At 37.9% G+C, this 23,447-nt stretch carries 14 protein-coding genes; all 14 read left to right on the top strand.

Translation table 11 applies throughout. The features are described from left to right. Positions 1–35 precede the first annotated feature (35 nt). The 14 genes from B3C16_RS01185 to B3C16_RS01120 all read left to right on the top strand — a co-directional run bounded on the left by B3C16_RS01185 (position 36) and on the right by B3C16_RS01120 (position 23,373). The gene (locus B3C16_RS01185; protein ID WP_121311933.1) at positions 36–3,098 is read left to right on the top strand and encodes a TAT-variant-translocated molybdopterin oxidoreductase; all 3,063 of its coding nucleotides are present in this window, start codon (positions 36–38) and stop codon (positions 3,096–3,098) included. Between the two features lie 39 nt (positions 3,099–3,137). Then, the gene (gene nrfD / locus B3C16_RS01180; RefSeq protein ID WP_291127823.1) at positions 3,138–4,547 is read left to right on the top strand and encodes an NrfD/PsrC family molybdoenzyme membrane anchor subunit; all 1,410 of its coding nucleotides are present in this window, start codon (positions 3,138–3,140) and stop codon (positions 4,545–4,547) included. Between the two features lie 8 nt (positions 4,548–4,555). Further along, positions 4,556–5,083 carry a DUF3341 domain-containing protein gene (locus B3C16_RS01175; RefSeq protein WP_121311931.1) on the top strand — a complete coding sequence of 176 codons (528 nt, stop codon included), beginning with the start codon at positions 4,556–4,558 and terminating at the stop codon, positions 5,081–5,083. 8 nt (positions 5,084–5,091) lie between these two features. Continuing rightward, positions 5,092–5,655, top strand: coding sequence for a c-type cytochrome (locus tag B3C16_RS01170; protein WP_121311930.1), 564 nt, complete (start codon positions 5,092–5,094; stop codon positions 5,653–5,655). A gap of 27 nt (positions 5,656–5,682) precedes the next feature. Next, complete coding sequence (locus tag B3C16_RS01165) at positions 5,683–7,167, top strand: quinol:cytochrome C oxidoreductase (protein ID WP_291127818.1); 1,485 nt, start codon at positions 5,683–5,685, stop codon at positions 7,165–7,167. A 19-nt stretch (positions 7,168–7,186) separates the two neighbouring features. After that, entirely contained in the window at positions 7,187–8,374 is a 1,188-nt protein-coding gene (locus B3C16_RS01160; protein WP_121311928.1) for a cytochrome c oxidase subunit II, read from the top strand. A 22-nt stretch (positions 8,375–8,396) separates the two neighbouring features. Continuing rightward, a complete protein-coding gene (locus B3C16_RS01155) occupies positions 8,397–10,196 on the top strand; it encodes a cytochrome c oxidase subunit I (RefSeq protein WP_291127814.1) in 1,800 nt (599 codons plus the stop codon). A gap of 81 nt (positions 10,197–10,277) precedes the next feature. Further along, positions 10,278–11,300 carry a Holliday junction branch migration DNA helicase RuvB gene (gene ruvB, locus B3C16_RS01150; RefSeq protein WP_121311926.1) on the top strand — a complete coding sequence of 341 codons (1,023 nt, stop codon included), beginning with the start codon at positions 10,278–10,280 and terminating at the stop codon, positions 11,298–11,300. Then, on the top strand, positions 11,297–12,220 hold the full coding sequence (gene queG, locus B3C16_RS01145) for a tRNA epoxyqueuosine(34) reductase QueG (RefSeq protein WP_291127813.1): 924 nt from the start codon (positions 11,297–11,299) through the stop codon (positions 12,218–12,220). The genes ruvB and queG overlap by 4 nt, the downstream gene beginning before the upstream one ends. An 81-nt stretch (positions 12,221–12,301) precedes the next feature. Then, a complete protein-coding gene (locus B3C16_RS01140) occupies positions 12,302–14,593 on the top strand; it encodes an NADP-dependent malic enzyme (RefSeq protein ID WP_121311924.1) in 2,292 nt (763 codons plus the stop codon). Between the two features lie 82 nt (positions 14,594–14,675). Then, on the top strand, positions 14,676–15,257 hold the full coding sequence (ruvA, locus tag B3C16_RS01135) for a Holliday junction branch migration protein RuvA (RefSeq protein WP_121311923.1): 582 nt from the start codon (positions 14,676–14,678) through the stop codon (positions 15,255–15,257). 39 nt (positions 15,258–15,296) lie between these two features. Then, positions 15,297–22,547 carry a cell surface protein SprA gene (gene sprA / locus B3C16_RS01130; RefSeq protein WP_414655248.1) on the top strand — a complete coding sequence of 2,417 codons (7,251 nt, stop codon included), beginning with the start codon at positions 15,297–15,299 and terminating at the stop codon, positions 22,545–22,547. Between the two features lie 81 nt (positions 22,548–22,628). Beyond that, on the top strand, positions 22,629–23,009 hold the full coding sequence (gene gcvH, locus B3C16_RS01125) for a glycine cleavage system protein GcvH (protein ID WP_121311921.1): 381 nt from the start codon (positions 22,629–22,631) through the stop codon (positions 23,007–23,009). Between the two features lie 73 nt (positions 23,010–23,082). Then, positions 23,083–23,373: a VanZ family protein gene (locus B3C16_RS01120; RefSeq protein ID WP_291127806.1), complete on the top strand. Its 291-nt coding sequence runs from the start codon at positions 23,083–23,085 to the stop codon at positions 23,371–23,373. Positions 23,374–23,447 lie beyond the last annotated feature (74 nt).

The following is a 23,447-nucleotide window of genomic DNA, read 5'->3' as shown; positions in this document are numbered from 1 at the left end:
ACAAAAATAAATTAAGAAGCTAATATTTATATACGATGTCATCAAACAAAAAATACTGGAAAAGTGTTGAAGAACTAAACGAAAATAGTTCTATTGTTGAGACGCTTAGAAATAATGAATTTGTGGAAGCAATTCCAACAGATGAATTCTTGTCAGACAAAGATTCATTATCTTCTTCTTCAACAACTCGTCGTGATTTCTTGAAATACGTTGGATTTAGTACTGCCGCCGCTTCATTGGCTGCCTGTGAAGGACCAGTACATAAATCTATTCCTTACGTTTTACAACCGGAACAAATTATTCCCGGTGTTGCCGATTATTTTGCAACATCTATGTTTGATGGTTTTGATTTTGCTAATTTATTAGTAAAAACACGTGAAGGTCGTCCAATTAAAATTGAAAATAATACAATAGCAGGGGCTAAGTTTTCCGCCAATGCTAGAGTGCATGCTTCTGTATTGTCGTTATATGACAGTATGCGTCTTAAAGTGACTAAGGTTGCTCAAAAAGATGCTACTTGGGCAGAAGCTGATTTAAAAATCAAAGCCAGTTTAGCAGAAGCTAAAGCTAAAGGTGGACAAGTTGTTTTGTTGACCAATACTTTAGCAAGTCCTTCTACTGAAAAATTAATCGCTGAATTTATTGCTCAAAACCCAACAGCTAAGCACGTAGTTTATGATTCAGTTTCTGAATCAGCCGCTTTAGATGCTTTCGAAGCTGTTTATGGTGAAAGAGCTTTGGTTGATTATGATTTTTCAAAAGCCAACACTATCGTTTCTATCGGTGCAGATTTCTTAGGAGATTGGCAAGGTGGAGGATTTGATAGTGGTTATGCACAAGGTAGAGTTCCTCAAAAAGGCAAAATGTCGAAACATTTTCAGTTTGAAGCCAACATGACTTTGTCAGGCGCTGCTGCTGATAAACGTGTTCCGATGAAAATTGCGGATCAAAAATTAGCTTTAGTTAAAATATACAATGTAATTACAGGTTCATCGGTTTCTACCGGTAAATTAGCCAACGAAGAGGCAATTACTAATGCAGCACAACAATTGAAAGCGGCAAAAAGTAAAGGTGTTTTGGTTTGTGGCATTCAAGATAAAAATGCTCAATTATTAGTTTTAGCGATTAACCAAGCCTTAACCAGTGAAGCTTTTTCAACTGTTGGAACGCGTCAAATCAGAAAAGGTTCTGATGCAAAAGTAGCCCAGTTATTAGCTGATATGAATGCGGGAAGTGTTCATACTTTAATTATGAGCGGTGTGAATCCTGTTTACACTTTGGCCAACGGAAAATCTTTTGCTGAAGGATTGAAAAAAGTAAAATTATCTGCAGCGTTCTCTTTGAAAGAAGACGAAACTGCTTCAGTAACTAATATCGCAATTCCGGCTACTCATTATTTGGAGTCATGGAATGATTTAATGTTGACTAAAGGAACCTATTCTTTGGTACAACCAACTATTCGTCCGTTATTCAGTTCAAAACAATTCCAAGAAGGATTGTTGTCATGGAACGGTAATAGTGCAGCTTACTATGATTACATCAAAGCCAATTCTGCTGCCTACTTAAATGGCCTGACTTGGAACAAAGCAGTTCATGATGGTGTTGTTGCCGGTGTAGCTTCGGCTGCTGTTGGTGGTTCAGCGGATTATTCTGCTGCAGCCAATGCTTTGGCACAATCAAAACCATTGGCTAATTTCGAATTAGTATTGTATACTAAAACAGGTTTAGGTGATGGTCAACAAGCCAATAACCCTTGGTTACAAGAATTTCCGGATCCAATTACAAGAGTTTCTTGGGATAACTATATTACCGTTTCGAAAGCTGACGCTGATAAAAAGGACTTAATGAATGAAATCGTTGCCAATGGTGGTCTTAACGGAAGTTATGCTACTGTAAAAGTTGGTGATACTTCAATCACTGCTCCGGTAATCGTTCAGCCTGGTCAAGCTGTTGGAACTATTGGTTTGGCTTTAGGATATGGTAAAAAAGCCGCTTTAAAAGAAGAAATGCAAGTAGGTGTTAACGCTTACGCTTTATATAATAACTTTAATAACGTTCAATCAGCCACTTTAACTAAAGCTGATGGTGAGCATGAGTTTGCTTGTGTTCAGTCCCAAAAAACTTTGATGGGAAGAGGTGATATTATTAAAGAAACCACTTTAACTGTTTTTACTGCAAAATTTGATGAGCCGGAAGTTTGGAATCCATCACCGATGGTTTCTTTGGATCACAAAGAAGTAAAAGCAACTTCAGTTGATTTATGGGAATCATTTGATCGTTCAGTTGGTCATCACTTCAATCTTTCTATCGACTTAAACTCATGTACCGGTTGTGGTGCCTGTGTTATAGCTTGTCATGCAGAAAACAACGTTCCTGTTGTTGGAAAATCTGAAGTTAGAAGAAGTCGTGATATGCATTGGTTGCGTATTGACCGATATTATTCTTCTGAAGAAACTTTCGCAGGGGACAACAAGAAGAAAAAAGAATTCGATGGTTTATTTGGTGATAAAGGGTCATTAGGCGGATTTGGAGACATGGAAAGTCCTGCGGATAATCCACAAGTTGTTTTCCAGCCGGTAATGTGTCAACACTGTAATCACGCACCATGTGAAACAGTTTGTCCTGTGGCAGCCACTTCTCACGGTCGTCAAGGTCAAAACCAAATGGCTTATAACAGATGTGTTGGTACTCGTTACTGTGCGAACAACTGTCCTTATAAAGTACGCCGTTTCAACTGGTTCTTATATAGTAACAACGAAGAATTTGATTTCCATATGAATGATGATTTAGGTCGTATGGTATTAAATCCGGATGTAAACGTTCGTTCTCGTGGTGTTATGGAAAAATGTTCTATGTGTATTCAAATGACACAAAAAACAATCCTAACTGCCAAACGCGAAGGAAGAGAAGTAGGTGTGGAAGAATTCCAAACCGCTTGTTCTGCCGCTTGTTCTTCAGGTTCTATGGTCTTTGGAGATGTTAACAACAAAGAAAGTAAAGTGGCTAAGTTAGTCGAAGATAAGAGAATGTACCACTTGTTAGAAAGTGTTGGAACAAAACCAAACGTTTTCTATCACGTTAAAGTTAGAAATACCTAGTATCAAAAAATAATTAATTAAGAAACAATATAAAGGATTATGTCGTCTCACTACGAAGCACCCATTAGAAAACCTTTAGTTATAGGTGATAAATCTTATCACGATGTAACAGTAGATGTCGCTGCGCCTGTTGAAGGTAGAGCCAACAAACAATGGTGGACAGTATTTTCAATTGCATTAGCCGCTTTCCTTTGGGGAATAGGTTGTATTGTCTATACTATCTCTACCGGAATTGGAACCTGGGGATTAAATAAAACCGTTGGTTGGGCTTGGGATATCACTAACTTCGTTTGGTGGGTTGGTATCGGTCACGCCGGAACTCTTATCTCTGCCGTATTATTATTATTCCGTCAAAGATGGAGAATGGCTATTAACCGTTCTGCGGAAGCGATGACCATCTTCTCGGTAATCCAAGCAGGTTTATTTCCAATCATTCACATGGGTCGTCCATGGTTAGCTTACTGGGTTGTGCCAATTCCAAACCAATTCGGTTCGTTATGGGTTAACTTTAATTCACCATTGCTTTGGGACGTATTTGCGATTTCGACTTATCTTTCTGTATCACTTGTATTCTGGTGGACAGGTTTATTGCCGGATTTCGCGATGTTAAGAGACAGAGCAGTAACTCCTTTCACTAAAAGAATTTATTCTATTCTATCTTTCGGATGGAGTGGAAGAGCAAAAGACTGGCAACGTTTCGAAGAAGTATCTTTGGTTTTGGCAGGTTTAGCAACGCCTTTAGTACTTTCTGTACACACAATTGTATCCTTTGACTTTGCTACTTCGGTAATTCCGGGATGGCATACCACAATCTTCCCTCCGTACTTCGTTGCGGGAGCGGTATTCTCTGGATTCGCGATGGTAAACACGTTGTTGATTATCATGAGAAAAGTATCAAATCTTGAAGCTTATATCACTATCCAACATATCGAATTGATGAACATTGTAATTATGATTACAGGTTCTATTGTTGGGGTTGCCTACATCACTGAGTTATTTGTGGCTTGGTATTCAGGAGTAGAATATGAGCAATATGCTTTCTTGAACAGAGCAACCGGTCCTTACTGGTGGGCATATTGGTCGATGATGACTTGTAACGTGTTCTCTCCACAGTTCATGTGGTTCAAGAAATTAAGAACCAGTATTATGTTCTCTTTCATCATCTCTATTGTGGTAAATATCGGTATGTGGTTTGAGCGTTTCGTAATTATCGTTACCTCATTACACAGAGATTATCTTCCATCATCATGGACGATGTTCCAACCAACATTTGTAGATATTGGTATCTTCATCGGTACAATTGGTTTCTTCTTTGTATTGTTCCTTTTATATGCGAGAACATTCCCTGTGATTGCTCAAGCAGAGGTTAAAACAATCTTGAAATCATCAGGTGAGAATTATAAGAAACAAAGAGAAGCAGAAGGTCATAATCATTCAGATAAACATTAATATTTGCTATGAGTAGTAATAAAGTTATACACGCAATATACAATGATGATGATGTATTAATGGATGCGGTTCACAAAACCAGAGCAGCCCATCATCATATTGAGGAAATTTTCACTCCTTTCCCTGTTCACGGTTTAGATAAAGCTATGGGATTGGCACCAACACGTTTAGCCATTTGTGCATTCATCTATGGATGTATTGGTTTAACAGTGGCAACGGTTATGATGAATTACATCATGATTACCGATTGGCCGCAAGACATTGGTGGAAAACCGAGTTTTAGTTATATTCAAAACATGCCGGCTTTTGTACCGGTAATGTTTGAGATGACTGTGTTTTTTGCAGCTCACTTAATGGTTATCACTTTTTATATGAGAAGTAGATTGTGGCCATTTAAAGAAGCAGAAAATCCGGATGTAAGAACTACCGATGACCACTTCTTAATGGAAGTAGCTGTTCATGACAATGAAGCAGAATTGGTAAAATTCTTCGAAGGAACAGGAGCAGTAGAAGTAAAAGTAATTGATAAGCATTAATAATAGATATGAAAAGTTTACTTAAAATAGCATTTGTATTGGGTAGCATTGTTTCTCTGTCTTCTTGTAAAGATGATTTGAAACCAAACTATCAATACATGCCTAATATGTACGAATCTGTGGCTTATGAAACCAATGCTGAGTCAGATGCTTTCAATTCGCCAACAGGTGAGAAAGGTAAAGTAGGACAATCACCTGCAGATGGTTCAATAAAAAGAGGTTTCGTTCCTTATGAATATCCAAATACTCCTGAAGCTTTAGCAGCAATAAAAGCTTTAAATCCAAAATCACCGCTTGATTCAACTCAAGTGGATATGAAAAAGGCAGAAGAGCTTTACGGAATTTACTGTGCTATCTGTCATGGTGGCGAAGGAAATGGAAAAGGGAAGTTGGTGACTCAAGAGAAATTCTTGGGAGTTCCAAGTTATGCCGACAGAGTTATCAATGAAGGTAGTGTTTTCCATGTTGTGACTTATGGTTTGAACTCAATGGGTTCTCATGCTAATCAGTTAAGTCAAGAAGAGCGTTGGTTGGTTGCCGCTTATGTAATGCAACTTAAAAGCAAATTATAATTGTAGAACAAACAGATTGTTATAGATATGTATACATTTTCAAGTAAACTAAAAACCTTTTCTTTTGTCCTAATGATCGTGGGTATTCTTGGGATAGGTTATGGTTTTTTAACTGCACCAAAAGATATTCATGAGGTTGAGGCTATTTTAAAAGCTGAAGAAGCAGAACATCACGGTGGTGGACACGAAGCTGCTCCCGATCATGAAGCCAAAACTGAGTCAGCAACGCATGAAGCGCATACTGAACCTGTTGCTGCGGTTACTCCGAGTGAAACACCTGTTGATTCTGTAGCACATGATACCACTGCGGCTGTAGCACATACTGCACCAGCAACACATGCTGAAACAGCCGGACACGACGCGAAAGCTAGTGCTGGACATGATGAGCATAAGGAACATGCAGAACACGTGCTACACCAATTACAAAACAAACCTTGGGCAGCATTATATGTAGCTTGTTTATTTTTTATGTTAATTGCTTTAGGAGCTTTGGCTTTCTATGCAATCCAACAAGTAGCACAAGCTGGTTGGTCTCCGGTATTATTCAGAGTAATGCAAGGAATCACGGCTTATTTATTACCGGGTTCTATTATTTTCTTCATTTTATTATTATTATCAGGTTTCCATTTCAATCATTTATTTGTATGGATGAACGATGGTGTAACAGAAGTAGGACACGAAAATTATGATGCGTTAATCGCCGGTAAATCAGGTTATTTAAACTTCCCATTCTGGATTATTAGAGCAGCTATCTTCATAGCGGGATGGAATTTATACAGACATTTATCTAGAAAAAACTGTTTGGCGCAAGATGAAGCTACAGACAACTCTTTCTACAAAAAGAATTTCAAAATGTCAGCAGCATTCTTAGTATTCTTTATCGTAACAGAATCTATTATGTCATGGGATTGGATTATGTCAGTTGATCCACACTGGTTCAGTACTTTATTTGGATGGTACGTATTTGCTAGTTTCTTTGTTAGTGGAATTACCACTATCTCTATGGTGACTTTATACTTGAAATCTAAAGGTTATTTAGAAAATGTAAATTCAAGCCACATACACGATTTATCAAAATTCATGTTTGGTATTAGTGTGTTCTGGACCTACTTATGGTTCTCTCAATTCATGTTGATTTGGTATTCAAATATTCCTGAAGAGGTAACTTATTTCAAAACAAGAATTGAAGATTTCAACTTGCCATTCTTTGGAGCGGTAGCTATGAACTTTGTATTCCCAATATTGTTGTTAATCAATACCGATTTCAAACGTGTTTCTTGGATTATCGTGACTGCAGGTGTTGTTATTTTATTCGGACACTATGTTGATTTCTTCAATATGATTATGCCGGCAACAGTAGGTGACAGATGGTTCATTGGAATACCTGAAATTGCAGCAATTTTATTCTTCCTTGGATTATTCATTTTTGTAGTATTCAGTGCCTTGACTAAAGCACCGTTGGTTCCAAAACGCAATCCTTTCATCGAAGAAAGTAAACATTTTCATTATTAATATTTAAAGTAAATTACAAATGACAACTCTTTTGATACTTATAGTTGTAGTTTTATTGGCAGTTGCCCTATGGCAGTTAACTAAAATATTTGACTTAACTCAAGTTGGTGGAAATGTGAATGACACTCAAGTGGCTAACGATAACGATAACAAAGTTAACGGTTACTTGATGTTTGGTTTCTTAGGATTTATTTACCTAACTACAATCTACTGTCTTTTAAATTACAGCCAATTTCCTTTGATGAGCGATGCTGCTTCGGAACATGGTCCACAAGTAGACAACCTGATGATGATTTCGATGGTTTTAATCTTTTTTGTACAAACCGTTACTCAAGCATTACTTCACTATTTTGCTTTTAAATACAGAGGAAAACAAGGGCAAAAGGCACTTTATTTTGCTGACAATAACAAATTAGAATTTATTTGGAGTGTTATTCCGGCGATTGTTTTAGCAGGATTAATTCTTTATGGATTATATGCTTGGACGAACATTATGTTTGTGGATGAAGAGGATGCTGATGACGCTATCGTTATCGAACTTTACGCGCAACAATTTAAATGGGAAGCGAGATACGCCGGTGCAGATAATGTTTTAGGAAAAGCAAATGTTAGATATATAGAAGGCGTTAATAACCTTGGTGTTGATTTGTCTGACCCAAATGCTCAAGATGATTTTAGCTCAGCTGAATTGCATATCCCAAAAGGAACGAGAGTAATTTTCAAAATGCGTTCTCAAGATGTATTGCACTCAGCTTATATGCCTCACTTTAGAGCACAAATGAACTGTGTTCCGGGCATGGTAACTCAATTTTCTTTTGTTCCAACTTTGACTACTGCTGAGATGAGAGATAAACCGGCAATGATTGAAAAAGTGGCAAATATCAATGCCATAAGAGCAAAGAAAAGTGAAAAATTAATTGCAGAAGGACAACCCGCACTTGACCCATATACTTTTGATTACTTATTGTTATGTAACAAAATTTGTGGTGCTTCTCACTACAACATGCAAATGAAAATTGTAGTGGATACTCCGGAAGAATACAAAAATTGGTTAAAAGAAAACTCCGCAAAAACTATTGTTCAAGCAGTGAAAACTGCAGCGGCTGAAGCTAAAGCTTCTGAAACTCCTGCAACACCAACTAAAGATTCAACCTCTTCAAACAGCAAAGACACAACAGTAGTTGCTCAAGCAGAAACGAAACATTAATAAAATTTAAAAGTTTACCTATATGTCAGCAGAAGCTCACAATCACGATCACGGTCACGACGAACACGAACACCACCATAAAGACACGTTCATTACTAAATATATTTTTAGTATTGATCATAAAATGATATCCAAACAGTATTTGATTACCGGTATCATTATGGGAGTAATTGGTGTTGGTATGTCAATGTTATTCAGAATGCAATTGGCATGGCCTGAAGAATCTTTTAAAATTTTTAGTTTTTTCCTTGGGGAAAGAATGGCTCCGGGAGGCGTTATGAATAACGAAACTTATTTAGCTTTAGTTACCATACACGGAACGATAATGGTTTTCTTTGTTTTGACTGCCGGTCTAAGTGGAACTTTTAGTAACTTATTGATTCCATTGCAAATTGGAGCAAGAGATATGGCCTCAGGATTCTTAAACATGATTTCCTACTGGTTATTCTTCTTATCAAGTGTTGTAATGGTGATATCATTATTTGTAGAATCCGGTCCGGCTTCTGCAGGATGGACTATTTATCCACCTTTAAGTGCTTTGCCACAATCTATGTCCGGTTCTGGAGCAGGGATGACTTTATGGTTGGTTTCTATGGCTATTTTTATCGCTTCATCATTATTAGGTTCATTGAATTATATCGTTACGGTAATCAATTTAAGAACTAAAGGGATGTCAATGACAAGATTGCCACTTACTATTTGGGCTTTCTTTATCACTGCTATCATTGGGGTTATTTCATTCCCAGTATTATTATCTGCAGCTTTGATGTTAATCATGGACAGAAGTTTCGGGACATCATTCTTCTTGTCTGATATTTATATAGCCGGAGAGGTTTTACATTACCAAGGTGGTTCACCGGTATTGTTCGAACACTTATTCTGGTTCTTAGGTCACCCTGAAGTATATATCGTATTATTACCGGCTTTGGGTATTACCTCTGAAATTATTGCGACCAACTCTCGTAAGCCTATTTTTGGTTACAGAGCGATGATTATGTCCATTATTGCGATTGCATTCCTATCAACTATCGTTTGGGGTCACCATATGTTTATCTCGGGAATGAATCCATTTTTAGGCTCGGTATTTACATTCACCACCTTATTGATTGCAATTCCATCAGCAGTAAAAGCATTCAACTATATTACAACCTTATGGAAAGGTAACTTACAGTTAAATCCTGCAATGCTATTCTCTATCGGATTGGTTTCTACCTTTATCACAGGAGGTTTAACAGGAATCATTTTGGGAGATAGTACTTTGGATATTAACGTTCACGATACTTACTTCGTAGTGGCTCACTTCCACTTGGTAATGGGTATATCTGCATTGTATGGGATGTTCGCTGGTATTTACCACTGGTTCCCAAGAATGTTCGGAAGAATGTTAAACAAAAACTTAGGATATGTTCACTTTTGGGTAACGGCAGTTTGTGCTTATGGCGTATTCTTCCCAATGCACTTCATCGGAATGGCAGGTTTACCAAGAAGATATTATACAAACACTAATTTCCCATTGTTTGACGACTTACAAAACGTAAACGTGATTATTACAGTTTTTGCTTTAGTAGGTGGTGCTTTCCAATTGGTCTTCTTGTACAACTTCTTTAGTAGCATTTTCTACGGAAAAAGAGCAGTTCAAAATCCTTGGAAATCAAATACATTGGAATGGACTGCGCCTGTTGAACACATTCACGGAAACTGGCCTGGAGCAATTCCTGAAGTTCACAGATGGCCTTACGATTACAGTAAGCCAGGTCATGATGATGATTTTGTTCCTCAAAATGTACCTATGAAACCGGGAGAAGAAGTTTTACATCACTAATTCTTACTTTAAATATAACAAATGCCTTTCCTAATCGAAAGGCATTTTTATTTGCAACCAACTTTGTTATATATTTGTGAAATGAACGAGAATTTAGATCCAACCAACAATAATTTTAATCCGGAAGAGCTTGATTTAGAGAAAAAGTTAAGGCCTTTGAGTTTTGATGATTTTACCGGTCAAGAACAAGTGCTAGATAACTTAAAAGTATTTGTAGAAGCCGCTAATCAAAGAGATGAAGCGCTCGATCATACCCTTTTTCACGGACCTCCGGGTTTAGGAAAAACTACTTTGGCTAACATTTTGGCCAATGAATTAGGGGTTGGTATTAAAATTACTTCCGGACCTGTTTTAGATAAACCCGGTGATTTAGCTGGATTACTTACAAATCTCGAGGAAAGAGATGTTTTGTTCATAGACGAAATCCATCGTTTGAGTCCGATAGTGGAAGAATATTTGTATTCCGCCATGGAAGATTTCAAAATCGATATCATGATTGAATCCGGTCCGAATGCCAGAACAGTGCAAATCAATTTGAATCCGTTTACCTTAGTTGGAGCGACCACACGTTCAGGATTATTAACTGCTCCAATGAGAGCTCGTTTCGGAATTCAAAGTCGTTTACAATATTATAACACCGAACTTTTAACTACCATAGTACAACGCAGTTCAACGATTCTAAAAATGCCAATTACGATGGAAGCCGCGATTGAAATCGCCGGAAGAAGTAGAGGAACACCTCGTATTGCCAACGCTTTATTGCGCCGTGTTCGAGATTTTGCACAAATCAAAGGCAACGGGAAAATTGACATTGAAATTGCACGTTATTCTCTAAAAGCATTACACGTAGATGCTCATGGGCTTGACGAAATGGACAATAAAATCCTAACTACTATTATCGATAAATTCAAAGGCGGACCGGTAGGCCTATCCACTTTGGCGACAGCTGTTTCTGAAAGCGGAGAAACCATCGAAGAAGTATACGAGCCATTTTTAATCCAAGAAGGATTCATCATAAGAACGCCAAGAGGAAGAGAAGTAACGGAAAAGGCGTATAAGCATTTAGGAAAAATCAATACGAATATTCAAGGAGGATTGTTTTGATCAACAACAAAGAAAAATACACCCAATTTATCAAAGCCGAAGCCAAACGCCTCGGTTTTTTGTCTTGTGGGATTTCCAAAGCGGGTTTTTTAGAAGAAGAAGCACCTCGACTGGAGCATTGGCTGAAGCAAAATTGTCATGGAGAAATGTCTTATATGGAAGAGCATTTTGATAAACGTTTGAACCCAATCTTGTTGGTCAGCGATTCTAAAAGTGTGATTTCAATGTTAATTAATTATTTTCCTTCCGAAGAGCAAAATCAAGACAGTTATAAGATTTCAAAATATGCTTATGGTAAGGACTATCATAATGTGATTAAGAAGAAAGTGGTAAAATTATTAAAGTCAATTAAAAGAGAAATCGGAGACGTAAACGGTCGCGCTTTTGTTGATATTGCCCCTATTATGGACAAAGCCTGGGCTGCCAAAAGCGGTTTAGGATGGATTGGTAAAAATAGTAACTTGCTAACACGTCAAGTAGGTTCTTTTTATTTTATTGCCCAATTGGTCATTGATTTAGATTTAGAATATGACCATGCTACAACAGACCATTGCGGCTCTTGTACCGCTTGTATTGATGCTTGTCCAACGCAAGCTATAGTGGCACCTTATGTTGTGGATGGAAGCAAATGTATTTCTTATTTCACCATTGAACTCAAAGAAAATATTCCTCAGGAAATGAAAGGCAAACTAGACGACTGGATGTTTGGCTGTGATGTCTGCCAAGACGTTTGCCCATGGAATAAATTTTCCAAGCCACATAGCGAACCCTTGTTTTCTCCTTATCCTGAACTTCTATCTTATACCAAAAAGGACTGGGAAGAAATCACAGAAGAAACTTTTAAAGCAGTTTTTACCAATTCTCCATTAAAGCGAACTCAATGGGAAGGATTGAAACGAAATATTGATTTTTTGAAGTAAAACATTGCAAAAGAAACTCTCAAATGTTTCCCTATTTCAGTAAGTCTTCTACCTTTGTAAGTCAGAATAAAACAAACCAAAATGAATAAATACAGTAAGCGAAGAGAAGCACTTTTATACCACGCCAAACCTACGCCAGGGAAAATCCAAGTAGTGCCGACCAAAAAATATGCGACGCAAAGAGACTTGTCTCTCGCCTATTCTCCGGGTGTTGCTGAACCTTGTTTAGAAATTGCCAAAGACGTTAACAACGTTTATAAATATACCGCCAAAGGAAATTTAGTAGCCGTAATCACCAATGGAACTGCCGTTTTAGGATTAGGAGATATCGGTCCCGAAGCTTCAAAACCTGTAATGGAAGGAAAAGCTTTGCTCTTTAAGATTTTTGCCGGAATTGATGTTTTCGACATCGAAGTCGGAACTAAAGACATCGATGCGTTTATCGAAACCGTTAAAAATATTGCGCCAACTTTCGGTGGAATCAACTTAGAAGACATCAAAGCGCCGGAGTCATTCGAAATCGAAAGACGTTTGGTCGAAGAATTGAATATTCCCGTAATGCATGATGACCAACACGGAACGGCAATTATCTCGTCAGCCGCGTTGTTGAATGCTTTAGAAATTGCCAAAAAGAAAACTACCGAAGTTAAAATCGTAGTTTCCGGAGCCGGTTCTGCGGCTTTGGCTTGTGCCAATTTGTATATTTTATTAGGCGTAAAAGCTGAAAATATTATCATGTTCGATAAAGACGGTGTGCTTTCTTCAGAGCGCAGTGATTTGTCCGATTTGCAAAAAAGATACGCACATGGAAAAGCAGGAACGACTTTGGCGGAAGCTTTAGTTGGTGCCGATGTTTTCCTCGGATTATCAGCCGGAAATATCATGTCAGCGGAAATGCTTTTGGGCATGGCCAAAAATCCAATTGTATTCGCTATGGCCAATCCGATTCCGGAGATTGACTACGATTTGGCCGTTGCCACACGAAAAGATATCATCATGGCAACCGGTCGTTCCGATCATCCTAATCAGGTGAATAACGTATTGGGTTTTCCTTATATTTTTCGTGGCGCTTTAGATGTTAGAGCGACGAAAATTAATGAAGAAATGAAAATGGCGGCGGTTCATGCTTTAGCTGATTTGGCAAAAGAACCCGTGCCTGAACAAGTAAATATCGCTTATGGCGAAACCCGTTTGAATTTTGGAAAAGAGTATATCATTCCAAAACCATTTGACCCGAGACTAATCACACAAGTAGCGCCGGCTGTGGCCAAAGCCGCCATGAATTCAGGTGTGGCGTTGCATCCGATTACGGATTGGGAAAAATATGAAGAAGAATTGTTAGAACGTTTAGGTTCCGATAATAAAATGGTTCGTTTGTTGACCAATAGAGCCAAGACCGATCCAAAACGCGTAGTTTTTGCGGAAGCAGATCATTTAGACGTATTGAAAGCAGCCCAAATTGCTTACGAAGAAGGTATCGCTCATCCCATTTTATTAGGAAACAAAGAATTGATTTTAGAACTTAAAGAAGAATTAGGTTTCGATGCCGAAGTGCCTATTTTTGATCCTAAAACCAAAGAAGAAGACCAACGCAGAATGAAGTATGCCGACATCTTTTGGCAGTCAAGGCAACGTCGTGGGATTTCATTATTGGATGCCCAAAAATGGATGCGCGAGCGTAATTATTTTGCCGCTATGATGGTTAATGAAGGCGATGCCGATGCGATGGTTTCGGGTTATTCAAGAAGTTATCCGTCAACGGTGAAACCTTTGATGCAATTAATTGGGAAAGCACCGGGAATTACCTTGATTGCCACAACCAATATGATGATGACCAATCGTGGACCGATGTTTTTGTCAGACACGGCAATCAATCCAAATCCTACAGCAGATGAATTAGCCAAAATTGCATTGATGACGGCAAAAACCGTTAGAATGTTCGGAATGGAGCCGGTAATTGCGATGGTTTCGTTTTCGAATTTTGGTTCGTCATCCTATGAAAGTGCTACCAAAGTTAGAGAAGCAGTAGCTTATTTGCATAAGTATTATCCTGATTTAGTTGTGGATGGAGAAATCCAAACCGATTTTGCGCTGAATCCTGAAATGTTGAAAAATAAATTTCCTTTCTCTAAATTGGCAGGTAAAAAAGTCAATACTTTGGTATTCCCAAATTTGGAAGCAGCAAATATCAATTACAAACTTTTGAAAGAGTTGTACAAAGTAGATTCTATCGGACCAATTATGTTAGGTATGGAAAAAGCCGTACACATTTTCCAATTAGGCGCCAGCGTAGAAGAAATGGTCAATATGGTGGCTGTGTCAGTAGTTGATGCGCAAGAAAAAGAGAAGAGAAAAAAGATGACGTCTAAATAGATTTTGTAATATTGTTCAGATATTGCCAAGAGATGATGTCAGTTGAAGAATTTTGTTATATTTGGAATAGATTTTAATTAAAATGATTGCACATATTCAAGGGAAATTAGTAGAAAAAACACCAACAGAAGTCGTAATCGATTGCAATGGAGTGGGTTATCATGTTAATATTTCTTTGCATACTTTTTCATTACTTCCCAATACCGATTTCATCAAATTATTTACCCATCTGCAAATCAAAGAAGATGCTCATTCTTTGTTTGGTTTTGTCGAAAAATCTGAAAGAGAACTCTTTAAATTATTGTTGTCCGTATCGGGAATTGGAGCCAGTATTGCCAGAACAATGTTGTCATCATTAGACCCGAAACAAATTATACAGGCCATAGGAAGTGGTGACGTCGGAACAATACAATCCATCAAGGGAATTGGAAGCAAAACAGCCCAAAGAGTTATCTTGGATTTAAAAGAAAAAGTGTTAAAAATCTACAACTTAGACGAAATTTCAGTGTCACAACACAATATTAACAGAGAAGAGTCGTTATCTGCTTTGGAGGTTTTGGGTTATGTTAGGAAAAATGCAGAAAAAGTGGTGGATAAAATCATCAAAGAAAATCCTGAAGCCACAGTAGAAACGATAATCAAACAAGCATTAAAAAATTTATAATTCTTGGAAACAATATACGCAACGAAATCATTCTTTAACTTGAAAAAAATCCTTCTGGGAGCGATTTTGCTTATTGGAGTAAATGCATTTTCTCAAGTAACGCCGGTACCAACGCCTGCTCAAGATTCAACAGGTTACAACACCGGAAGAATTGAAATTAAAAATCCGAGAAGTATTGTCAATTCCTATACGTACGATCCGATCACCAATCGTTATATTTATTCGAGCACTTTTGACGGATTTAATATCAATTACCCACTTATTTTAACGCCAAAGGAATACCAAGAATTAGTGCTTCGCGAATCTATGCGTGAGTATTTTAAGAAGAAATCAGATGCGATTGACGGCAAAAAAGAGGGAAGCGAAGCGGATAAAAAAGATTTATTGCCAAGATATTATGTCAATTCAGGCTTTTTTGAAACGATTTTTGGCGGCAATACCATCGATGTAAAACCAACCGGTTCTGTCGAAATGGACCTAGGTGTTCGTTATACCAAGCAAGATAATCCGGCGCTATCACCAAGAAATAGGGCGCAAACTACTTTTGATTTCGACCAAAGAATCAGTATGAGTTTGATGGGAAAAGTGGGAACGCGTTTAAACGTAAATGCCAATTACGACACCGAATCGACTTTTGCTTTTCAAAACTTAATCAAATTAGAATACACGCCGACGGAAGACGATATCATTCAGAAAATTGAAGTCGGAAATGTGAGCATGCCGCTGACCAACTCGTTAATTCGTGGTGCCCAAAGTTTATTTGGGGTCAAAGCCCAATTGCAATTTGGTAAAACTACGATTACCGGAGTTTTCTCTGAGCAAAAGTCCCAAACGAGATCGGTTACTGCTCAAGGTGGCGGAACCATTCAGGATTTCGAAATTTTTGGGTTGGATTATGATGCGGACAGACACTTTTTCTTGTCGCAATATTTCAGAAATAAATACGATGCCGCATTGGTGGATTATCCTTTAATCAGCAGTCGAGTTCAAATTACCCGTATTGAAGTTTGGGTAACCAATAGACAAAACCGAGTTAGTACTACCAACAATAACCTAAGAAATATCATCGCACTTCAAGATTTAGGAGAAGCAAGATTGGCTGGTTTTAATGACAGCCAAATTGTAGCGCTGAATCAAACTGATATCAACAATAACTTCTTTACAGTGCCTATTCCGACAGATGATATTCCATCGGATAACAGCAACAACAAGTACGATCCGGCTCAAATTAGTGCGGGAACCGGTTTGTTAAACAATAACATTCGTGACATTGTAACTTCTAGTGCAGGATTCAATAACTTAGTTGTGGTTGATGAAGGAACAGATTATTCTAAGTTGGAAAACGCCCGAAAGTTGATGCCGAATGAGTTTACTTTTCACCCGCAATTAGGATATGTATCTTTGCAACAACGATTGGCTAACGATGAAGTTTTAGCAGTAGCTTACCAATATACCATTGGGGATCAAGTTTATCAAGTAGGGGAATTTGGAACAGATGGTGTTGATGCCACTGTAGTAGATCAAACCGATCCGGCAAATCAAACCGTGTCTTCCCAAAGTTTGATTTTGAAAATGCTAAAAAGTAATTTGACTAATGTTGATAAACCAATTTGGAACTTGATGATGAAAAACATCTACCAAATTCCTGGCGCTTTTCAATTGCAACAAGAAGATTTCAGGTTAAATATTTTATATACCGATCCGTCTCCGATAAACTATATATCGCCGGTACCGGGAACTCCTTTCCCACCAACAACTAATCCGGATATGTTAGTGGCTGAAACACCTTTGATAAAAGTATTTAATGTAGACCGATTGAACTACAACAATGACCCGCAAGCCGGAGGAGATGGTTTCTTCGATTTCTTGCCGGGACTAACGATTGACCAACAAAACGGACGCATTATATTCACTACAGTAGAACCTTTTGGTAAATTAATTTTTGATAAATTAAAATTGGGAGCTGAAGATTATTATACCGAAAGTACTTATAATGGGAACCAGCAAAAATATGTTTTCAAAAGCATGTATGCCAGTACACAAGCCGGTGCTTTGCAAGATGCAGAAAAGAATAAGTTCCAATTAAAAGGAAGATTTAAATCCGCCGGTGGCGATGGAATTCCAATCGGTGCCTATAATGTGCCAAGAGGTTCGGTTGTAGTTACTGCCGGAGGAAGATTGCTGCAAGAAGGAATCGACTATAGTGTGAATTACCAAGCCGGTAGAGTTCAAATTTTAGATCCTTCGCTACAAGCTTCTAGTACACCAATTGAAGTTTCCGTAGAGAACAATGCTACTTTTGGGCAACAAACCAGAAGATTCATGGGGATAAATGTGGAGCACAAATTTTCTGATAAGTTGATGTTAGGTGGTACATTCATCAAAATGACCGAAAGACCCTTTACCCAAAAATCAAATTACGGACAAGAGTCGGTAAACAATACCATTTTTGGTTTTAACGCCAACTATTCTACTGAAGTCCCATTTTTAACTCGTTTAGCTAATAAGTTGCCCAATGTTGATACCGATGTTCCTTCTAATTTATCCGTTAGAGGTGAAATTGCCTTTTTGCAACCCGATACGCCAACAGCCGATCAGTTTCAAGGTGAAGCTACCGTTTATGTAGATGATTTTGAAGGCTCTCAAACCACTATTGATATGCGTTCTCCATTGTCATGGAATTTATCCAGTGTTCCAAAATGGCAAGCAGGAGTGGATTATCCTGATTTTGGTTCCGCTTTAGTCGGTTTAGATTATGGTCATAAAAGAGCTCAATTAAATTGGTACACTATTGACCCAACTATTTATGTGCAAACACCGGGAGAAATTGGTCCGGACGGAATTTCCTTAAATAGTACTCGTAGAATCTTCAGCCGAGAGTTGTTTCCGAATTTGGAACTTAACATTGGCCAGACCACAGTAATCAACACTTTAGATTTAACGTATTATCCGCAAGAAAGAGGGCCATATAATTATAATCCGGAAGCACTGAATCCATCAGGTTTTTCAGCTCCTGAAGATAATTTCGGTGGAATTACAAGAGCAATTAATTCTACCAATTTCGAACAAAGTAATGTGGAGTATATCCAGTTTTGGGTATTAGATCCTTATTTTGACCCTACGAATCCTTCTGCTGTAGCGAATCCTTCTAACGTAGGACAATTGTATTTCAACTTAGGAGAAATCTCAGAAGATGTTTTGAAAGACGAACGCAAACAATATGAAAACGGTTTGCCTTCAAATAGTAGTTCTCAATCGCTAACCAGTACAACCGTTTGGGGAAGAGTTCCTTCATCTCAATCGCTTATTTATGCTTTTGATGTGGATGGTGCTAATAGGGCGGCACAGGATGTTGGTTTTGACGGAATCAACGATGACGCGGAGAGAAACTTAGCGGGCATAGGCGGTTATTCTACTTTAGATGACCCGGCGGCGGATAATTATCAATACTTTTTAAATGCAACCGGTCCGACGGTTTTTCAACGCTACAAGAAATATAATGGTGTAGAAGGCAATTCACCTGTTGGAGTGTCTGAAAACAATAGAGGTTCAACAACCATTCCCGATGTTGAAGACATCAACCGTGACAATACCATGAATACGGTGAACGCTTATTATGAGTATAAAATTGACATGCAGCCTAACATGCAAGTAGGTCAAAACTTTATTACAGATGTAAGAGAAACAGTGGTGCAGGATTTGCCAAATGGAACCACAACCACTGCTCGTTGGTACCAATTTAAAATTCCGGTAGCCCAACCTACCACTACAGTCGGTAGTATTTCTGATTTCCGTTCCATCCGTTTTATGAGAATGTTCATGACCGGATTTACAGAACCGGTTACCTTGCGTTTCGGAGCTTTAGACTTAGTTCGTGGCGAATGGAGAAGATATGAACAAACCTTTCAACCTGGAGATGATCCTGCTGCTGATGATACTAACTTTGATGTTTTAGCAGTAAATATTCAGGAAAATGCTTCAAGATTGCCAATTCCTTATGTAACACCTCCTGGCGTTGTTCGTGAAGAATTGCCAAGTGGTGGACAACAAGTCATCAGTCAAAATGAGCAATCGTTGTCGTTGAGAGTATCCGGAGATGGTTTGGAAGTGGGTGATTCAAGAGCCGTATTCAAAAACGTAAATGTAGATATGCGTCAGTTCAACAAACTGAGAATGTTTTTACACGCAGAAGCTTTACCAACGGATGCTTCACCACTTTTAGACAATCAAATGGTAGCGTTTATTCGTTTCGGAAATGACTTTACCAATAACTTTTACCAAGTGGAAATTCCATTAAAAGTGACGCCTGCAACGGCAACCCTAGCAGATGTTATTTGGCCGGAAGTAAACGAAATCAATTTGGCGATGAACTTATTGACCAAGATGAAAGTGCGAACGATAGGAAACACAGGATTGCCTTTAGATGCTGAAGGTATTTATTATCCTGATAATGATCCGCTGTTACCAAATGGGGATGATGATGATGTATTAAAATTAGGGATAAAAGGAAATCCAAACTTTGGTTTGGTAAGAACTTTAATGATTGGGGTTAAAAACAATCATACCGATGAAGTTCGAGGAGAAGTTTGGTTCAACGAATTGCGTATTGCCGATATGAACAATAAAGGTGGTATGGCAGCTGTTTTAAATGTTGATACCAACATGGCCGACTTTGCGACTCTTTCTGCTACGGGTAGAATGAGTACGATTGGTTTTGGGGCTTTGGAAGAAGGACCAAACGAAAGAAGCAGAGAAGATGTGCAACAATATAATATTGTAACCAACTTTAGCTTAGGTAAATTATTGCCTAAAAAATGGGGAATTAATTTGCCATTCAATTATGCTATCGGAGAAGAAATTATCACGCCGGAGTACGATCCGTTTAATCAAGATATCAGATTAGAGCAATTGATCAGTAATACTACTGATGCTGCGGAAAGAAACAATATTAGAGAGCGCGCTATTGATTATACCAAAAGAACAAGCATCAACTTTATTGGGGTAAAAAAAGAAAGAGCACCGGAACAAAAACAACGCATTTATGATCCGGAGAATTTAACGCTTTCTTATTCGTATAATGAAGTGGAAAAACACAATTACGAAATCGAAAATTACATTGACCAACAAGTGACTACTTCGGTTGATTATACTTATGCGTTCAAGCCAAAAACGATCGAGCCTTTCAAGCAAAACAAGTTTTTCAAGAAAAGCAGTTATTGGAAAATGTTGAGTGATTTCAACTTAAATTATCTTCCGACCAGTATATCTTTTAGCTCTAATATTATCAGACAATACAACAAACAACAGTTCAGACAAGTTGATGTGGAAGGAATTCCTATAGAGCCTTTATTTAGAAGAAACTATATGTTCAATTACCAATATGGTTTCAACTACAATTTGACCAAATCGTTAAAAATTAATTTTACAGCGGCATCTCATAATATTGTTCGTTCTTACTTGGATGAAAATAACGTTCCGGATAACAGCTATACGATTTGGACAGATTTCTGGAACATTGGAACGCCAAACCAACACAACCAGCAAATTGTACTCAATTATGATTTGCCTCTGAACAAATTGCCATTCTTAGCCTTTGTGAAGTCTACTTATTCTTATACCGGGGATTACAGTTGGCAGCGTTCTTCTTTGGCATTGTCATCAGTTACATTAGATGGTAGAGATTACGACTTAGGAAATACGATTCAAAATGCAGGTTCGCACCGATTGAATACGGCATTCAATATGGAGACGTTCTATAAATATATCGGATTGGGTAAAAAACCTGCAACTGCTCCTGCAAAACCGGCTGCGTTGCCAAAACCGGGAGAAAAAATTACCAACACCAGACCACAACCTGCGGCTAATACCAATGTCTTTTTAGACGGCTTGAAAGGGGTGTTGACTAGTGTGAAAAATGTCCAAATTAACTATGTTCAAAATGAAGGAACACTGCTTCCCGGATTTTTACCAAGTTTAGGTTTCTTTGGTTCGGCTAAACCTTCGTTCGGATTTGTTTTCGGAGCGCAAGATGACGTTCGATACGAAGCGGCGAAAAGAGGTTGGTTAACCGTTTATCCTGATTTCAACCAAAACTATACGCGAACCATTACCAAAACCTTGGAAATGACAGCTAATATAGATTTGTTCCCGGATTTTAAAATCGATTTGACCGCCAACAGAACTTATGCTGATAATTATTCAGAACAATATGATGTTACGGAAGCTACCGGAATGTACAATTCACTTTCACCATACAATTTTGGAAATTTCTCCATCTCAACGGTAATGATTGCGACTTCATTTGGTAAAAGCGATGAAAATGGTTCAGCGGCGTTTGATGAGTTTAGAGATAATCGTTTGATGATTGCAGACAGATTAGCAGCACAAAATGGCACTATTGGTTTGGGACGATATGGTGATAGTGCCAATCCAATTCCTGATCAGACTTTAGAGCCTGAAAAGTATGCTTTCTATATCGCAAATCAAGGATATCCAATAGGATTTGGAAAAAACAACCAATCGGTTTTGATTCCATCTTTCTTAGCGGCTTACACCGGTACATCAGCTGATGGGGTTTCTTTGGGTATTTTCCGCAGTATACCTATTCCGAACTGGAACATGAAATACAGTGGTTTGATGCGCTATAAATTTTTCAAAGATCGATTCAAAAGATTCTCTATCCAACATGCCTATAGAGCTTCGTATACGATTAACTCTTTCCGTTCTAATTTTGATTATGATCAAAACCCTGGCGGTCAGTACAATGATTACGGTAATTTTCATAACAAAACTATTGTCGCCAACATCAACTTGGTTGAACAATTCAATCCTTTGGTAAGGGTTGATTTTGAAATGAAAAACTCTTTCAAAATTTTGGCCGAAATGAAAAAAGACCGAAGTCTATCCATGAGTTTTGATAACAATTTGTTGACCGAAGTACAAGGACACGAATACATCATAGGATTAGGTTACCGATTCAAAGACGTTATTTTCTCGTCACAATTGGCTGACAATCCAACCGGTATTATTAAAAGTGATATCAATGTCAAAGTGGATTTCTCTTATAGAAATAACAAAACGATTGTTCGTTACTTAGATTATGACAACAACCAATTAGGTGGTGGACAAAACATATGGTCAGCCAAATTAACCGCGGATTATTCGTTTAGTAAAAACCTAACGGCGATTTTCTTCTATGATCATTCATTCTCTAAACCGGTGATTTCAACCTCATTCCCGTTGACCAACATCAGAACTGGATTTACGATGCGTTATAATTTCGGAAATTAATCAGTTAAAGATTTTAATAATCTGTAGAGAAATTATACTTTTGGAGAAATTTTTAAAACACAACTTTTAACAAACTAACTAATGAATATACCAAGTAATTTAAAGTATACCAAAGACCACGAATGGGTTTTGATTGATGGCGATGTAGCAACAGTAGGAATTACCGATTTTGCCCAAAAAGAATTAGGCGATATCGTTTATGTAGAAGTAGAAACTTTAGACCAAACTCTTGACAAAGATGAAGTGTTCGGAACTGTTGAAGCGGTGAAAACTGTTTCTGATTTGTTCTTACCGCTTTCAGGAGAAATCACCGAATTCAACGAAGACTTGGAAGTAACTCCTGAACATGTAAATTCAGATCCTTACGGAAAAGGTTGGATGATAAAATTAAAAATCAGTAACCAAGAGGAAATCGGAGATTTGCTGTCAAGTGAAGATTATAAAGCCTTAATCGGTGCTTAAAAAAACAATACTAAGTCTGGCCATTGGCTGGACTTTTTTAATATTGGTACTTTGTTTGGTTAATTTCAATGATTTGCCAAAGGTTAAAGTTTCCGGCGCTGACAAGTATGGACACTTTACTTTCCATTTGGTTTTTACGTTACTTTGGAGCTGTTACTTTTGGTTGAAACAAAATCATATTGCCTTAAGAATGTTGTTTTATGTTGTTTTGACTTCTCTTTGTTTCGGAATTTTAATCGAGTTTTTGCAAGGCGCTTTTACCAAAACAAGACAAGCCGATAGTTTAGATGTATTGGCCAATTTTAGCGGAGCGATGGCTGCTTTTCTGGTTTTTGTTTTAATTAAAATAGCAAAGAAAGCCTAAAACCAATAATCCATCTAACTTACCATAAATGTCCCGATGTAAATCGGGATTTTTTTTTACTTTTATAGCATGAA

Origin of the sequence: Flavobacterium sp. UBA7682 (assembly GCF_002482945.1) — a bacterium.
Classification (GTDB): Bacteria; Bacteroidota; Bacteroidia; order Flavobacteriales; family Flavobacteriaceae; genus Flavobacterium.
Note: the sequence above shows the minus strand (reverse complement) of the source record. Positions and strands in the feature narration are given on the sequence as shown.

What these genes read in the sequence shown, in the direction of transcription:
- ruvA (WP_121311923.1), top strand. Translation starts at nt 14,676, where the DNA reads ATGATTGCACATATTCAAGGGAAATTAGTAGAAAAAACACCAACAGAA.
- B3C16_RS01185 (WP_121311933.1), top strand. Translation starts at nt 36, where the DNA reads ATGTCATCAAACAAAAAATACTGGAAAAGTGTTGAAGAACTAAACGAA.
- B3C16_RS01170 (WP_121311930.1), top strand. Translation starts at nt 5,092, where the DNA reads ATGAAAAGTTTACTTAAAATAGCATTTGTATTGGGTAGCATTGTTTCT.
- B3C16_RS01165 (WP_291127818.1), top strand. Translation starts at nt 5,683, where the DNA reads ATGTATACATTTTCAAGTAAACTAAAAACCTTTTCTTTTGTCCTAATG.
- B3C16_RS01160 (WP_121311928.1), top strand. Translation starts at nt 7,187, where the DNA reads ATGACAACTCTTTTGATACTTATAGTTGTAGTTTTATTGGCAGTTGCC.
- B3C16_RS01140 (WP_121311924.1), top strand. Translation starts at nt 12,302, where the DNA reads ATGAATAAATACAGTAAGCGAAGAGAAGCACTTTTATACCACGCCAAA.
- B3C16_RS01155 (WP_291127814.1), top strand. Translation starts at nt 8,397, where the DNA reads ATGTCAGCAGAAGCTCACAATCACGATCACGGTCACGACGAACACGAA.
- ruvB (WP_121311926.1), top strand. Translation starts at nt 10,278, where the DNA reads ATGAACGAGAATTTAGATCCAACCAACAATAATTTTAATCCGGAAGAG.
- gcvH (WP_121311921.1), top strand. Translation starts at nt 22,629, where the DNA reads ATGAATATACCAAGTAATTTAAAGTATACCAAAGACCACGAATGGGTT.
- B3C16_RS01175 (WP_121311931.1), top strand. Translation starts at nt 4,556, where the DNA reads ATGAGTAGTAATAAAGTTATACACGCAATATACAATGATGATGATGTA.
- nrfD (WP_291127823.1), top strand. Translation starts at nt 3,138, where the DNA reads ATGTCGTCTCACTACGAAGCACCCATTAGAAAACCTTTAGTTATAGGT.